Source organism: uncultured Croceicoccus sp. (genome assembly GCF_947496385.1).
Lineage (GTDB): Bacteria > Pseudomonadota > Alphaproteobacteria > Sphingomonadales > Sphingomonadaceae > Croceicoccus.
Genome location: NZ_CANMCP010000003.1, coordinates 315,561 through 330,730, shown reverse-complemented (window position 1 = coordinate 330,730; position 15,170 = coordinate 315,561). Strand labels below are relative to the sequence as shown.

Below are 15,170 nucleotides of genomic sequence, written 5' to 3'. Positions count from 1 at the left end.
ATCGAACGAAATCGCCGCGATTATGCGCCGCGCCGGGACTCCGCGTCAAGAAAGCGGCGCCCGCTTGCGACGAATGTGCAAAACTCGCCCCGCCGCCCGCCCGCTCAGCCCGTCGATCGCGGCCCAGCCATGCGGGACGAGCCGGCCCGCCCGCGCCGCCGTCATCCCGCCCAGAAATGCGACCGGCATCGCCGCCCGGCGCGCCAGCAACAGCGCCCGCGCCGGGCCGAGCGTCGCGCCGCCCGGATGCGAGCGGGTGGCGAACACGGGGGACACGAAAACCATGTCCGCGCCCGCCCGCCGCGCCATGCCCAGTTCGCTCAGCGAATGCACCGTCGCGAGCCGAAGCAGGCCGGGCGCCGGGCGCAGGGCCGACGGCGGCCCGTACATCGCATCCGCCCCCCACGCCCGCGCCAGCGCCGCATCGCCCGACAGCGCCACGACATGCCCCCGCGCGCGTGCCAGCTTCTGCAGCACCCCGAACCGCCGCCGGCGTTCTTCGGGTGCGAGATGATAGTGCCGGAACACGAACCCGCTGCCGCGCGGCAGGCGGCGCAGGCTGTCGGCAAGCGCAGCATCGTTGCGCACATCGGACAGCAGCCAGACGCGCGGCAGCTTCCCGCGTTGCAAAGGGTTTCGCCATGTCACCCATCCGCTATAGCATTGCGGCATGACGACACCACTCACCGAAACGAAGGCGCGCATCGCCGCCGCCGCCCAACTGTCCCGCCGAAAGCCGGACGATGTCACGCTCATCGCCGTGTCCAAGACGCATCCCGTCGATGCGATCCGCCCGCTCCTCGACGCGGGCCACCGGGTGTTCGGCGAAAACCGGGTGCAGGAAGCGGCGGAGAAATGGGACGTGCTGCGCCGCGAATACGATGGCGTGGAACTGCACCTCGTCGGGCAGTTGCAGTCGAAGAAGGCGGACGATGCCGTCGCGGTTTTCGACATGATCCATTCGCTCGATCGGGAAAGCCTCGTGAAGGCACTGGGCAAGGCGATGGCAAAGGCGGAGCGCACGGTGCCCTGTTTCGTGCAGGTGAACATCGGCGACGAGGATCAGAAGGGCGGCTGCGCGATTGCCGACCTGCCGGCGCTTCTCGCCATGGCGCGGGACGAAGGCGTGCCGGTCGCGGGGTTGATGTGCCTCCCGCCGCAGGGGATCGAACCCGCGCCGTTCTTTGCGCTGCTCGCCAAGCTGGCACAGGATCACGGGCTCGATGCGCTGTCCATGGGGATGAGCGCGGATTTCGAGACGGCCGTGACGCTGGGCGCGACGCATGTGCGGGTGGGGACGGCGCTGTTCGGGGCGCGCGACTGAGCGGCGCGGCACAGGCCATGCTGGAACGCTGCTCCGCCCGGTCGGTTGATCGGGCAAAGGAGCATTGCACCATGGCCAATACCACGATTACCCACCACCCGGCTGCCGATGGCGGCGAATATCACGCCGCGGTCGAAGGCGCCGACGCGATCGGGCGCCTGACCTATAAAAAGCGCGGGGAGGATGTGCGCGTTGCCGATCACACGCTGGTCCCCCCGGCGATCGGCGGGCAGGGCGTTGCCGCGCAGCTGGTCGAGGCGCTCATCGCCGATGCGAAGGAAGAGGGTTTTCGCATCGTACCCCAATGCAGCTATGTCGAGGCGGCGTTTCGCAAGCATCCCGAATGGAGCGATCTGCGCGCCTGATTCGCTGGACGCACGATTTCGCCGGGCGCGCGATCCGGCCCGCTTCCGCATATTCCGCATGGGCGGGGCGGGGCGGTTGGGCGCCGGATTGCGATTTCGGGGGAAATGGTGCTGCTGGGGAGGATTGAACTCCCGACCTCGTCATTACCAATGACGCGCTCTACCACTGAGCTACAGCAGCACGTGCCGACCGCCGGGCCTTGCGTCCGCCCGGTGTCGAGGGCGCGCTATTGGCGGGCGGCTGCGTCATTGTCAAGGCGCTTGCGATGTGCGGACAGGCTTGCCATCACATACGCATGAACGATGCTCCCGTTTCCCATGGCGAAAAACCCGAAGCCGAGCCCCGGCCCGACACCCTTTCGCGCGAAGAACGCCTCGCCGCGCAATTGCGGGCGAACCTGCGGCGAAGAAAGGCGCAATCGCGCGCCATCGACGCATCGAAGCCGCAGACGCCGCCCGACTGACCGTGCCGTGCGTGCCGCTGGCGTTATCGTTCAGCTTTTCAACATGCGGGATGCTTTAATTGCAGCGCCCATGATTTCAGGAAATTCAATGATCCGTAAAGCAACGCTTGCCTTTTCTGTCGCCGCCATCGCGATGGTGCCCGCCCTTTCCGCCCATGCACAGGAGCGGCAGGCGCCCGCCCCCGTCCTGACCACGCCAGAGGCGCAGGATGCGTGGACCTATGCCGAACCGGCCGAGGCGCGGGTGAGCCATGTCTCGCTCGACCTCGTCACCGATTTCGACCATCGCCGCATTTACGGCACCGCGACGCTCGACATTACCGCCGCCGACGATGCCGATACGCTGGTGCTCGACGATGCGGGTTTGCAGATCGGCGCCGTGACCGATGGCGAAGGCCGGGCATTGCCCTACGAACTCGGCGCGGCAAAGAATGTCGACGCCATGGGCGAGGCGCTGGGCCGTCCGCTCACCATCGCGATCGGCGATGCGCGGCAGGTGCGGATCGACTATGTATCGGCGCTCGATGCGAGCGCGCTTCAATGGCTCCCGCCCGAGGCCACGGCAGGCGGCGAGAAGCCGTTCCTCTTCAGCCAGGGCCAGCCGATCAGCAACCGCAGCTGGATCCCGACGCAGGACAGCCCCGGCATCCGGCAAAGCTGGGACGCGCGCATCACGGTGCCAGAGGGGCTCGTGCCCGTGATGAGCGGCGTGCGGCAGGCCGATGACATGCACGAATGGGGCAATGGCTGGACCAGCTATCGCTTCGTCATGGACAATCCGGTGCCGCCCTATCTCATCGCGCTGGCGGTGGGCGATCTTACCCATCGCGATCTCGGCCCACGGTCGGGCGTGTGGGCCGAGCCGTCGATGGTGGATGCCGCGGCCGAGGAATTCGGCGATGTCGAGGCGATGATCGACGCGGCGGAGGATCTTTACGGGCCGTATCGCTGGGGCCGGTACGACATGCTGCTACTCCCGCCGTCCTTCCCCTATGGGGGCATGGAAAACCCGGTGATGACGTTCCTGACGCCCACGCTGCTGACCGGCGACCGGTCGAATACCGATGTCGTCGCGCACGAGCTTGCGCATAGCTGGTCGGGCAATCTGGTCACTAATGCGAGCTGGCGCGACAGCTGGCTCAACGAAGGGTTCACCACCTATTTCGAAAACCGCATCATGGAATCGCTCTATGGTGCGGAGCGGGCGGCGATGTATGCCGATCTCGACCGGGGCGCGATGATCGCGGACATCGACGATGCGGGCGGCATGGATGCGCCCTCGACCCGCCTGCATGGCGAACCGGGCGAAACCGCCGGGCAGCTCGATTATTTCAAGGGCAGCACCTTCCTGCGCACCGTGGAAAAGGCGGTGGGGCGTGACCGTTTCGACGCCTGGCTGCGGTCCTATTTCGACCGCTTCGCGTTTCAGCCGCAGACGAGTGCGGGGCTGATCGCGGACATGCGCGCCAATCTTTTGACCGATGCGGAATTCGCGGCCATCGGGGTCGAGGACTGGATCTACGGACCCGGCCTTCCCGACAATGCCGTGCATCCCGAATCGGAAACATTGAAGGCCGTCGATGCGCAGCTTGCCGCGTTCAACGCGGGCGGTCCGGCCTCCGCGGTCGATACCGAAGGCTGGGCGACGCAGCAATGGCTGCGCTTCCTGCGCGGGATCGACCGGACGCAGGATGCCGCGCGCCTTGCGGAGCTCGATGAGGCTTTGAACCTTTCGAACAGCGGCAATGCCTATGTGCAATCGGCGTGGTTCGAACTGGCCATCGCCAATCGTTACGAACCTGCGGTGCCGGCGATGCGCGCGTTCCTCGACAATGTGGGGCGGATGCTGCTCATCCGGCCGATCTATGCCGGGCTTGTGGAGCAGGGCGATTGGGGCATGGAAATCGCGCGCTCCGCCTTTACGCAATCGCGGTCTGGCTACCACCCCATCGCCGCCAATATGGTGGAGGGGATCCTGGCCTCCGAATGACGGCATGAAACGGGCGCGGCGGGGGCTTTACCATTTCGCCGCGCCCGTTAATCTTTGGGCGCGTTAATCTTTGGCCCCGTTAATCTTTGGCCAACGCTCACCATGCTATCGGGGAAGACATGCTGGGACTGAACCTTACGAACATCCGGCGGACGGCGATGTCCGCACTTGCCGCAATGGGCCTTGGCGCCGCCGGTCTCGCAATGACCGCCGGCGCCGCGCAGGCGCAGAGCTTCGAGGAATTCTTGAAGAGCGAGAACGGTGCCGTTCTCGACGGGCGCGAACGGGTGCGCGACGTGCCGCCCGCGCTGCGTCAGGCGCTCTTTGCCGTGGCGCAGCCGGACAATGGGCGCATCGGTGTCGCCGCGCTCGATCTCAACACCGGGGCGGAGGTTTCCATCCTGGGTGAGCAGGCCTTTCCCATGGCCAGCACGTCGAAAATCGCGATCGCGGCGACGTTCCTCGCCGGTGTGGATGCCGGGCGTTACAGCCTTCAGCATAAATACCCGTTGATGATCCCGGTCGCGTCGAAGGCATTCTCGACGCCCGTCGCCCCGGTGAAGCCGGGCATGATGCTTACCGCGCAAAGCCTGATCGAGCTGATGATCACGCGCAGCGACAACACCGCGACCGATGCGATGCTGGCCGCGGTCGGCGGGCCGAAGGCGGTGACCGCCTGGCTGCGCAGCGCCGGCATCGATCGGCAGCGTATCGACCGCGACATCGCGACATTGGTGCGCGACGATGGCGAGTTCGACCCTGCATTGGTGGTGGATGAGCGCGACAGCACGCCGCCCGCTGAAATGGTCGAGCTTATCGCCGGACTGTATCAGGGCAAATGGCTCAGCCCCAAGAGCCGCGACGTGGTGATCGGCGCGATGACCCGCACCGTGACCGGGCGCAGCCGGATCAAGGCGGGTCTGCCTTCCGGCGTGGAATTCGGGCACAAGACCGGCACGCTTAACAATACGGCGAGCGATGTCGGTTTTGTCGAAATGCCCGACGGGCGCGTGATCGTCATGGCGATCTACGTCACCGGGCAGGGCGGTCGGGCACAGCGCAGTCAGAAGATCGCGTCCATCGCGCGCACGCTCTACAACGGGTTTGCCCAAAATCGCTATGCCGGGAACGAGGCGGGCCGACGCGCCCCTTGATCCACCTGTGCATCATGGGGCCGAGCGGTTGCGGCAAGTCCACGCTCGGCCGCACGCTTGCCGGAAGGCTTGCGGTCCCTTTTATCGAGGGGGACGATCTGCACGGGCCGGCCAATGTTGCGAAAATGGCGGCGGGTCGCGCGCTCGACGATGCGGACCGGATGCCGTGGCTCCGCGCGCTGGGGCATGCGCTCGCGGCGTCGGATGGCGCGGTGGCGAGCTGTTCCGCGCTCAAACGTGAATATCGGGACGGGTTGCGGGCGGCTTGCCCGGATGTGCGGTTCGTCTTGCCAGAGCTGACCATGGCGCAATTGCATGCGCGGATGACCGGGCGCGAGGGGCATTTCATGCCGCCGGCGCTGCTCGACGATCAATGCGCGGTGCTGGAACGGCCCGATGCGGACGAAAACGCGATTCTGGTTAAGGGCGACATGCCGGTGGAGCGTCAGGTCGAGGCCGTCCTGTGCGCGCTTTGCCCAGAGCCGGAATAGGGCGCGAACAGGCCGTAATCGTGCGATCGGCGCGGTGCCTGGCCGGAATGCCGGCACGAAAAAGGGCGCGAAGGATATCCCTCGCGCCCCAATTCTTTACGCGAATGCGTAAGGATTAGTCGGCCTGCGCTTCGGCAACCGTCTCGTCCTGCATGTCGGCTTCGGCTTCGGCAGCAGCCTGGTCGACGTCGGTGGCGACATCGTCAGCCATCATCTCGGTCTCGGTGCCCAGCTCTTCCATCTCGGCGCCAGCGGCGTCCAGATTGGCTTCGGTGTCAGCAGCCATCGAGTCAGCGGTCATTTCCGCGTTGTCTTCCGTGCCTTCCGAGCAAGCGGTCAGGGTCAGAGCGGAACCGGCGATGGCAGCGGCGAGAATGATCTTACGCATAGATATGCATCCTTATTTCGTTGAACATGGGCCGCGATGGCGGACCGCATGCGAACCGACCTTCACGGGCGGGCTCTGCAACCGTAAATAAGGGCGAAAATAAGGCAGCGCAAGCGATATTTCACGAGACGCCAGATTTTCTTAACCCCACAATGTGACAGGAATAGGGCGAACCGTCATTTTTCGCATAGGGCGCGCGCCGCCCGGCAATGCGGTTCGCCAAGAATGGATGACCTTGGCCGCGCCCGGTGCTACTCGGGCGGGCATGAACGATCTTTCCCAAAGGGCCGGCGATGACGCGGCGGGCCGAAAACCGCATCTCTACCTCGTCGATGGCTCGGCCTATATCTTTCGCGCCTATCATCGCCTCCCGCCGCTGACCAATCCGGAGGGTACGCCGGTCGGCGCGGTCTATGGCTACACCACCATGCTGTGGAAGCTGGCGCAGGATCTCGACGAGGCGGACGGGCCGACGCATCTCGCCGTGATTCTCGACAAGGCGTCGCATTCGTTCCGCAACGATCTCTATCCCGATTACAAGGCGCATCGCCCGCCCCCGCCGGAGGATCTGAAACCGCAATTCCCGCTCATCCGCGATGCGACGCGGGCCTTTTCGCTCGCCTGTATCGAAGAGGACGATCTGGAGGCGGACGACCTCATCGCGTCCTATGCCCGCGCGGCGACGCGGCGGGGGTGGGACGTGACGATTGTGTCCTCGGACAAGGATCTGATGCAGCTCGTCGGCGCGTGTTCCGGCGCGGACGACGGCGTGGAGGGCGGATGCATCGACATGCTCGACACGATGAAGAACGCGCGGATCGAAACCGCCGAGGTGGTCGAGAAATTCGGCGTGCCGCCCGAAAAGCTGGGCGATGTGCTCGCGTTGATGGGCGATGCGGTCGACAATATTCCCGGCGTGAAAGGGATCGGGCCGAAAACCGCCGAAAAGCTCATCAACGAATATGGCGACCTCGAAAACGTGCTGGCCGCCGCGCCGGACATGAAGAAGTCCAAGATGCGCGAAAACCTGATCGAGCATACCGAGATGGCGCGCCTGTCCCGCCGCCTCGTGGCTTTGCGGGAGGATTGCGACCTGCCGACGCCGATCGAGGATTTCGCGCTTAACGGCATTCCGCCCGAACCGCTGGCGCAATTTCTCGAAACCCACGGCTTCCACAGCCTGCTGAAACGGCTGGGCAACGGGGCGGGGAGCCCGTCGCGCCCGACCGATCTCAACCCGGCGAAACCGCAGACCGCGGGCGAGAAAACCGGCACGCGCCAGCCGCTCGCCGACATGCCGAAGCCCGATCTCGACAGCTATGAATGCGTGCAGAGCGTCGAACGGCTCGACGCGTGGATCGAGCGTGCCCTTGCCGCGCGTGCCGTCGCCATCGATACGGAAACCAGCGCGCTCGACGCGATGCGGGCGGAGCTGACGGGGATCAGCCTGGCGCTGGGCCCCAATGATGCATGCTACATCCCGCTCGGCCACGGCAGCGACGACATGTTCGAGGAACGGCCCGAGCAGATCGACCGCGAGGTGGCGCTCGACCGGTTGCGCCCGCTGCTCATCAGCGATGCGGTGCTGAAAATCGGGCAGAACATCAAATATGATCTCAACGTGCTGGCGCGGCATGGGGTCGAGGTGGCGCCCATCGACGACACGATGATCCTGTCCTTCGCGCTGGATGCCGGGCGCGGCGGGGGCGGGATCGGCAATGCGCACGGGATGGATTCGCTGTCCGAAACGCATCTCGGTCACACCACGCTGACGTTCAAGGACATCTGCGGCACGGGGAAGAAACAGATCCCCTTCGGCGCCGTCCCGCTGGACAAGGCGACCCGCTATGCCGCCGAGGATGCCGATGTGACATGGCGCCTGCAACGCGTGTTGCGCCACCGTCTGGCCGAAGAGGGCGGCACGAAGATCTACGAGAACGTCGATCGCCCGCTCGTCCCCGTGGTCGCCGCGATGGAGCGTAAGGGCATCAAGGTGGACCGGGTCGAACTCGCCGCCATGTCAGAGGAATTCGCCGGGCAGATGGCCACGTTCGAGGCGGAAATCCACACGCTTGCCGGCGAGGAATTCGCCGTCGGCAGCCCGAAACAGCTGGGCGAGATCCTGTTCGACAAGATGGGTCTCAAGGGCGGGAAAAAGGGCAAGAGCGGGCAATATTCCACGGATCAGTCGGTGCTGGAATCGCTGGCCGGGGAGGGGGTCGACATGGCCGCGCGCGTGCTCGACTGGCGGCAATTGTCGAAATTGCGCTCCACCTATACCGAGGCGCTGCAACAGGCGATCAACCCCGACACCGGGCGCGTGCATACCAGCTACAGCCTCGTCGGTGCGCAGACCGGGCGGTTGTCGTCGACCGATCCCAACCTGCAGAACATTCCTATCCGCACGGAAACCGGCCGCCGGATCCGGGATGCCTTCGTCGCGGAGGAGGGGCACGTCCTGCTCGCCGCCGATTACAGCCAGATCGAATTGCGCCTCGCCGCGCACATGGCCGACGTGCCCGCGTTGAAGGAAGCCTTTGCACAAGGGCAGGACATCCACAGCCGCACGGCGGAGGAGATGTTCGGCACCGTCGATCGGGACACGCGCGCCCGGGCCAAGACGATCAATTTCGCCATTCTCTACGGCATATCGCGCTGGGGTCTGGCCGGGCGGCTCGGCGTGGGACAGGACGAGGCGCAGGCGATGATCGACACCTATTTCGAGCGCTTTCCCGGCGTTCAGCGCTATATCGTCCACACGCTGGAGCAGGTGCGGGCGCGCGGCTATTCCGAGACATTGTTCGGGCGCAAGACGTGGTTCCCGCGGATCAATTCCAAGAACCAGGCCGAACGTTCGGGAAGCGAGCGCGCCGCCATCAACGCCCCGATTCAGGGGACCAGCGCCGACATCATCAAGCGGGCGATGGTGCGCATGCTGCCCGCGCTGCGCGAGGCGGGCCTCCCCCACGTGCGCATGCTGCTGCAGGTGCATGACGAGCTGGTCTTCGAACTGCCCGAAGGCGACGTGGCCGCCGCCGCGCCCGTGATCGAGCGTGTCATGGCCGAGGCGGCGGGACCGTCGGTCACGCTGGACGTTCCGCTGGGTGTCGATATAGGATCGGGGACGAGCTGGGGCGCGGCGCATTGATCCATCCGCGCCGGCGAAGGGGAGGGACGCCATGAGCAGGCTGGCCGCACCGGCGGAACAAGGCGACGCGCCGCCCTCGCCACGCGGGGGAAAGATCGCGTCGCGCGTGGTGTTCCTGCTCGTCGCGATCGGGTTGATGGGCGCGCTGTTCCTGGTGTGGAACACGATCACGAGCGAGCGCGAGGAACGCGCGCAGGCCGAACGCACGATGCAGGTGATGAGCGCGCTGCGCGATCTCGACCGGGCGGCGCTCAACGCCGAAACGGGGCAGCGTGGCTATTTCATCACGCTCGACCGGGATTACCTTGCCTCCTACGAAATGGGGCGGGCGCTTTATCCCCGTGCGCTGCGCAGGCTGCGGAGGCTGGTCCTCGCCGAAGGCAGCACGGAGCAGCGCAACCTGCTGTCCCGGATCGAGGAGCATGGCGCGGCCAAGTTCGCCGAGCTCGACCAGACGATCGGCATGATACGCGAGGGCCGCATCCTCGACGCGCAGCAGGTCATCCTGTCGAAGGCGGGCATGCAGGAGATGAAGGCGCTCCGCCAGGCGCTGAGCGAGATGGAAGCGACCGAGCAGGCCATCCTGTCGCGGGCGACCGATGAGGCCGCGGTCAACGAGAATCGGGTCCTGCCGCTGCTTTCGGCGCTGATGCTGGGAATCGTGGCGGCGTTGGTGCTCGGCTTTGCGCAGTCGATCCGCGCGGCGCAGAGCGAGGAGCGTGCCTCCCGCGCGGAGGAACTGGCCGAGGCGAAGGACCGCGCCGACCTGCTCGCCCACGAACTGAATCACCGGGTCAAGAATCTGTTCGCGGTCATCCTCGCCATCGTGCAGATGAGCGCGCGCGGCCAGACCGGCGCGCAGCAGACCGCCGAAATCATCGCCGCCCGCATCCGCGCGCTGCTCGACGCGCATGAGGCGACGCAGGGCGGCGACGACAGCGAGGCGGAGCTCGTCACGTTGATCGAGAAGGTGCTGGCCCCCTATCGCTCCGACGAAAATCCGGTGGAGGTCACCGGCCCGCCGGTGCGGCTGACCATGCGGCAGGCGACGCCGATCGGGCTCGTCCTGCACGAACTTGCCACCAATGCCGTCAAATATGGCGCCTGGTCGCAGGAGGGCGGGCGGATCGAGATCGACTGGTCCCTGGACGATACGGGCGCGGGTGCCGACACGCGCGAACTGCATCTCAAATGGCGCGAAATCTGTCCGCAACCCGCCGAACCGGGCGAGCGGCGCGGTTTCGGCAGCATGCTGATGGAAAGCAGCGCCCGGCAGCTCAACGGCAGTATCGAGCGTCATTTCGACGAACGCGGCGCCGAGGTGAACATGCGGATCCCGCACGGCTGAACCGCCCCATATTGCATTGCAGCAAAGCCATGCGTAGCATCGCGCGCATGGATTTCGAAACCATGCGCGCACCGTTTGCAAACCTGCCGCCCCATGTCGTCGAATGGGGGCAGGACCTCATCATACTGGTGCTGGCCGTGGCGGGCGTGCTGGTGCTGCACCGGCTGGCGTTCGGCCTGCTGGGCAAGGTGGTCCGCTCCAGCCGGAGCGCCGCCGACAATCTCGTGCTCGAAAAAATGCGCAGGCCCACGCGCTATGCCGCGGTGGCGGTGGCGCTGGTATTCGTCGCGGGGGAAATTCCCGAACTCGCGCTTTTATGGGAGGCGATCGCCGGGTTCGTATTGCCGGCGCTGCTCGGCTGGATCGCGCTGTCGCTGTTTCATGCGCTGATCGCGGCGATGATCCTGCGCACCGATATTTCGGTGGAGGACAATCTGAGTGCGCGGCGCCGGCGCACGCGATTGCAGATTTTTTCGCGGCTGGGCACCGCGCTCATCGTGTTCATCACGGCGGGGCTGGTGCTGTTGTCGATTCCCGTCGTCCGCGACATCGGGGTGACGCTGGTCGCATCGGCGGGGCTTGCCGGGCTGGCCGTGGGTGCGGCGGCGCAACCCGCGCTCAAATCGCTGATCGGGGGGCTGCAACTCGCCCTGACCGAGCCGATCCGCATTGGCGATGCCGTCATCATCGGCGGCGAGTGGGGGTGGATCGAGGAGATCCGCACGACCTATGTGGTGGTGAAGGTGTGGGACGAGAGGCGGCTCGTCGTGCCGACATCGAAATTCCTCGACGAGATTTTCCAAAACTGGACCAAGACCACCTCCCAATTGCTGGGCACGGTGATGTTCTACGTCGATCCGATGACGAAGCTCGATCCGATCCGCGAAAAATTCATGGAACTGGTCGAAAGCAACGCGCGCTGGGACAAGCGCGTCCGGCATATGCAGGTGACGGAATTGACCCGCGACGCGATCGAGGTTCGGTTCTTGATGACGGCGAAGGATTCGCCGACCCTGTTCGACCTGCGCTGCGACATACGCGAGGCCCTGATTCAGTGGATCGCCGCCGAAATGCCGGATGCGATCGTGCGCAATCGCCTGCTCGCCGCCGAACCGCTGCGCATCGACGGCGCGAGCGGGCCGCCCTCTGCCGCGGCCATGCCCACGGCGGGGTAGGGAAAAGGGGCAGCCGCAGGCGACCGCCCCTCCTCCATCGTATCAATCCTCGTGCTTGTTTTCCCGCGTCGGGGTCAACATGCCGGGCGAGATAAATCCGATGGGGCCGGTTTCCGCCGCGCGCCGTTTCAATTCGCCGCGCATCTTGGCGTATTCCTGCTCCATCTTCTGCGTCACCGTGGCGCGCGAATCCTTCAGCGCCTCGCGGAAATCCTCCATCCCGACGGTGCGAACCTCGCCCCCATCGCGGCGAATCGCGTTGAGGCCGGCCCGCCGCACCACATCCTCCAGATCGGCGCCGGTGAACCGCTCGGTTTCCGCCGCCACATGGGTGAGGTCGACATCATCGGCCAGAGGCATGTTCGCCGTGTGAATCTTGAGGATATGCAGGCGCCCCTCCTCGCTCGGCGCGCCGACATAGACGAGCTCGTCGAAACGACCGGGACGCAGCAGGGCCGGATCGACCAGCGTCGGGCGATTGGTGGCGCCAATGACGACGACCGACTGCAATTCCTCCAGCCCGTCCATTTCGGCGAGGATGGTGTTGACCACCCGGCTCGTCACCTGCGGCTCGCTGCCGCCGGATCCGCGTGCGGGCACGAGGCTGTCGATCTCGTCGATGAACACGACGCAGGGGGCGACCTGCCGCGCGCGCGCGAACAGCCGGCTGATCTGCTGCTCGCTCTCGCCAAACCATTTTGAGAGGAGATCCGACGATTTCATCGAGATGAAATTCGCCTCCGCTTCCTTTGCCACGGCCTTGGCCAGCAAGGTCTTGCCGGTGCCGGGCGGGCCGTAGAGGAGGAACCCCTGCGCCGGGCGGATGCCGAGCTGCTTGAACGCCTGCGGGTTTTTCAGCGGCAGCTCGACCCCTTCGCGCAATTTCTCCGTCGCTTCGTCCACGCCGCCGATGTCGGCCCAGCCCACGGTGGGCGCCTGCACCATGACTTCGCGCATGGCGGACGGCTGCACGCGTTTCAGCGCATTGGAGAAATCGCGGCGCTCCACAGACAGGTTGTCCAGCACCTCGGGCGGGATGGTTCGCGCGTCGAGATCGAGTTTCGGCATGATGCGGCGCACCGCCTCGATCGCGGCCTCACGCGCCAGGGCGGCGATATCCGCCCCGACGAAGCCATGCGTGGTGCGGGCCAGTTCCTTGAGATCGACATCCTCGGCCAGCGGCATGCCGCGGGTGTGGATGACGATGATTTCCTCGCGCCCGGTCTGATCCGGCACGCCGACGATAATCTCGCGATCGAAGCGTCCCGGCCGGCGCAGCGCCTCGTCCAGCGCATCGGGGCGATTGGTGGCGGCGATTACGACGAGATTCGACCGCGCCTCCAGCCCGTCCATCAGCGTCAGCAATTGCGCGACGAGCCGCTTTTCCGCCTCGCCCGGTGTATTGTTCCGCTTGGGCGCAATGGAATCGAGTTCGTCGATGAAGACGATGGCGGGCGCGTTCTTCTGCGCTTCCTCGAACACCTGGCGCAGGCGCTTCTCGCTCTCACCATAGGCGGACCCCATGATCTCGGGACCGTTGATGGTGAAGAAATTCGCATCGCTTTCACTGGCCACCGCGCGGGCGAGCCGCGTCTTGCCCGTACCCGGCGGGCCGTGCAGCAAAACGCCCTTGGGCGGATCGACGCCGAGTCGCGTGAATAGTTCGGGGTAGCGCAGCGGCAATTCGACCATTTCACGCAGCTGGCGAATGGTTTCCTCCATCCCGCCGACGTCGTCGTAATTGACCTCGGCGCGGCCATCGCGCGGGGCCTCAAACTCCGCCTTCAACTCGACCTCGGTATTCTCGTCGATGTGCACGATCCCCTTGGGCGTGGTGCTGACGACGGTGAGGCGGATCTGCGTGAGGGCGAAGGCGGGCGCATTGAACATGCGCGCGATTTCGGGCGGCATGTCCTTCACCCGCTTCTGTCCCCGCGTCGCGACCAGATCGCCGGAAACCAGCGGCCGACCGAAGAAATTGCGCTTCAATGCCTGTCCCGGCCCCTGAAGCCGCATTTCCTTTTGCGCGGGGGCGAACACCACGCGGGTTGCCGGACGCGATTCGGCCTTTTTCACCACGACATGCTCGCCCGAGCCAGCCTCGGCATTGCCGCGTTCGAGACCGTCGAGACGGATCACGTTCAGCCCCTCATCCTCGGGGTAGGGCTGCAATGCGCGGGCAGGCGTCGTCCGCTTGCCCGTGATCTCGATGATGTCGCCCTCGGTCACGCCAAGCGCCGCCATCGCATCGCGGGGAATGCGGGCGATGCCGTGGCCCGATTCCTCCTGCCGTGCCGCCGCGACCTGTAATTTCACTTCGCGGGGTTCGGTGCCCGCGTCTGCATCCGCCATGAAAGGCTCCTTGTCGTTGAGGGCGCGCCGCGCAAGGCGTCGCCCGGCACCCGTTACCGGGTTCAAAGGATCAGATGGGGATGGGTTCCGCCCTTGCAATCCGCAGAGGTCACGAATCGCTGCCCGATGACGGCGCACCGGACCGAATGCGGCGCGAACCGGCGTCAGGACAAAAAAAGGCCCGGGCGGACAAGCCGACCGGGCCATTAAGTTTTGGGAGAGGATGCCTGTAAGGCCATTTCGAGATAGGCCAGAGCCTCCCTTTGTGCAAATGCGAAATGATCGAGCGATGTTGCAAATTATGCATCCCACCGCAAAACCAATCGGTTAAAATGGAATTGCAGTTCTCATCATCCTGTCGACTTCGCTTGCGCGACATGGATTGCTGCACCGCGTCATAGGCTGTCGGTCGGGCGGGCGCAGCCGGCCATGGTTTCGTCGTCCATCTGCAACGTGACGCCATAGGGGTATTCGCGGTCCGAAAGCCCGTCACTGCACGGTTCGATCCTCCCGCTGAGCGTGAAGGGGATCTCGCCGATCGTCCCGCTGAGCTCGATCACGTCGAGCTTGTCCGCCGGCGAAATCTGCGTCACGTCCACGGTCACGCCCTCCTGGTCCTCCGGCGTGACGTAGCGCAGCCGTCCGTCCGTCACATGCGCGGCCCAGTAGGGATCGGTCCCGATCGCGCGAAAATTCCGGGCAAAGATCGCGGCGTTTTCGTGCGCAGCTTCGTCCGCAGCGGTTTGCGCGGGGTCGGCGGCGGCTGGCGCGGTGGCGGCCTCCTCCGGCGCGGAGCAGGCAAAGAGCAGGGGCGCGGCGGGCACGATTGCGGCGAGGATCGCGATCTGGCGAATGACGGTGGCTTTCATGATGCGCGATATAGCACCGGGCATGACGGGGCGCGACATGCTTGCCCGGTGCGGCCTGCTCTGCCACTCTCGGTCGAGGATTTATGAGGATCGGTATCGACA

At 65.6% G+C, this 15,170-nt stretch carries 13 protein-coding genes and 1 tRNA gene; 9 read left to right on the top strand and 5 right to left on the bottom strand.

What is annotated here, in order from left to right:
* Window positions 1-45 precede the first annotated feature (45 nt).
* A complete protein-coding gene (locus Q0897_RS07350) occupies window positions 46-630 on the bottom strand; it encodes a thiamine phosphate synthase (RefSeq protein WP_366519911.1) in 585 nt (194 codons plus the stop codon).
* Window positions 631-670: 40 nt separating this feature from the next.
* Here Q0897_RS07350 and Q0897_RS07345 point away from each other — a divergent pair, with 40 nt between their 5' ends.
* Entirely contained in the window at window positions 671-1,324 is a 654-nt protein-coding gene (locus Q0897_RS07345) for a YggS family pyridoxal phosphate-dependent enzyme (RefSeq protein WP_299308573.1), read from the top strand.
* Between the two features lie 71 nt (window positions 1,325-1,395).
* A complete protein-coding gene (locus tag Q0897_RS07340) occupies window positions 1,396-1,689 on the top strand; it encodes a GNAT family N-acetyltransferase (RefSeq protein WP_299308572.1) in 294 nt (97 codons plus the stop codon).
* A gap of 106 nt (window positions 1,690-1,795) precedes the next feature.
* Here Q0897_RS07340 and Q0897_RS07335 read toward each other — a convergent pair.
* Window positions 1,796-1,870, bottom strand: a tRNA-Thr gene (locus tag Q0897_RS07335).
* 115 nt (window positions 1,871-1,985) lie between these two features.
* Here Q0897_RS07335 and Q0897_RS07330 point away from each other — a divergent pair.
* The 4 genes from Q0897_RS07330 to Q0897_RS07315 all read left to right on the top strand — a co-directional run bounded on the left by Q0897_RS07330 (window position 1,986) and on the right by Q0897_RS07315 (window position 5,788).
* On the top strand, window positions 1,986-2,153 hold the full coding sequence (locus Q0897_RS07330) for a hypothetical protein (protein ID WP_202082776.1): 168 nt from the start codon (window positions 1,986-1,988) through the stop codon (window positions 2,151-2,153).
* 88 nt (window positions 2,154-2,241) lie between these two features.
* Window positions 2,242-4,143 (top strand): M1 family metallopeptidase, encoded by a 1,902-nt coding sequence (locus Q0897_RS07325; protein WP_299308570.1) that lies wholly within the window; start codon window positions 2,242-2,244, stop codon window positions 4,141-4,143.
* 119 nt (window positions 4,144-4,262) lie between these two features.
* Window positions 4,263-5,297 carry a serine hydrolase gene (locus Q0897_RS07320; protein ID WP_299308568.1) on the top strand — a complete coding sequence of 345 codons (1,035 nt, stop codon included), beginning with the start codon at window positions 4,263-4,265 and terminating at the stop codon, window positions 5,295-5,297.
* On the top strand, window positions 5,294-5,788 hold the full coding sequence (locus tag Q0897_RS07315; protein WP_299308566.1) for a gluconokinase: 495 nt from the start codon (window positions 5,294-5,296) through the stop codon (window positions 5,786-5,788). The genes Q0897_RS07320 and Q0897_RS07315 overlap by 4 nt, the downstream gene beginning before the upstream one ends.
* Window positions 5,789-5,903: 115 nt before the next feature.
* On the opposite strand, the gene Q0897_RS07310 is transcribed toward Q0897_RS07315, so the two are convergent.
* On the bottom strand, window positions 5,904-6,176 hold the full coding sequence (locus Q0897_RS07310; protein WP_299308565.1) for a hypothetical protein: 273 nt from the start codon (window positions 6,174-6,176) through the stop codon (window positions 5,904-5,906).
* A gap of 265 nt (window positions 6,177-6,441) precedes the next feature.
* Here Q0897_RS07310 and polA point away from each other — a divergent pair, with 265 nt between their 5' ends.
* From polA to Q0897_RS07295, 3 genes are read left to right on the top strand one after another with little or no spacing between them, the layout of a single operon-like run.
* Window positions 6,442-9,324, top strand: coding sequence for a DNA polymerase I (gene polA / locus Q0897_RS07305; protein ID WP_299308563.1), 2,883 nt, complete (start codon window positions 6,442-6,444; stop codon window positions 9,322-9,324).
* A gap of 31 nt (window positions 9,325-9,355) precedes the next feature.
* Window positions 9,356-10,672 carry a CHASE3 domain-containing protein gene (locus Q0897_RS07300; protein WP_299308562.1) on the top strand — a complete coding sequence of 439 codons (1,317 nt, stop codon included), beginning with the start codon at window positions 9,356-9,358 and terminating at the stop codon, window positions 10,670-10,672.
* 29 nt (window positions 10,673-10,701) lie between these two features.
* Entirely contained in the window at window positions 10,702-11,847 is a 1,146-nt protein-coding gene (locus tag Q0897_RS07295) for a mechanosensitive ion channel family protein (RefSeq protein ID WP_299308561.1), read from the top strand.
* 42 nt (window positions 11,848-11,889) lie between these two features.
* Here the strand turns inward: Q0897_RS07295 and Q0897_RS07290 are convergent, their stop codons facing one another.
* On the bottom strand, window positions 11,890-14,199 hold the full coding sequence (locus Q0897_RS07290; protein ID WP_299308560.1) for a CDC48 family AAA ATPase: 2,310 nt from the start codon (window positions 14,197-14,199) through the stop codon (window positions 11,890-11,892).
* Between the two features lie 395 nt (window positions 14,200-14,594).
* Entirely contained in the window at window positions 14,595-15,068 is a 474-nt protein-coding gene (locus tag Q0897_RS07285) for a hypothetical protein (protein WP_299308559.1), read from the bottom strand.
* Window positions 15,069-15,170 lie beyond the last annotated feature (102 nt).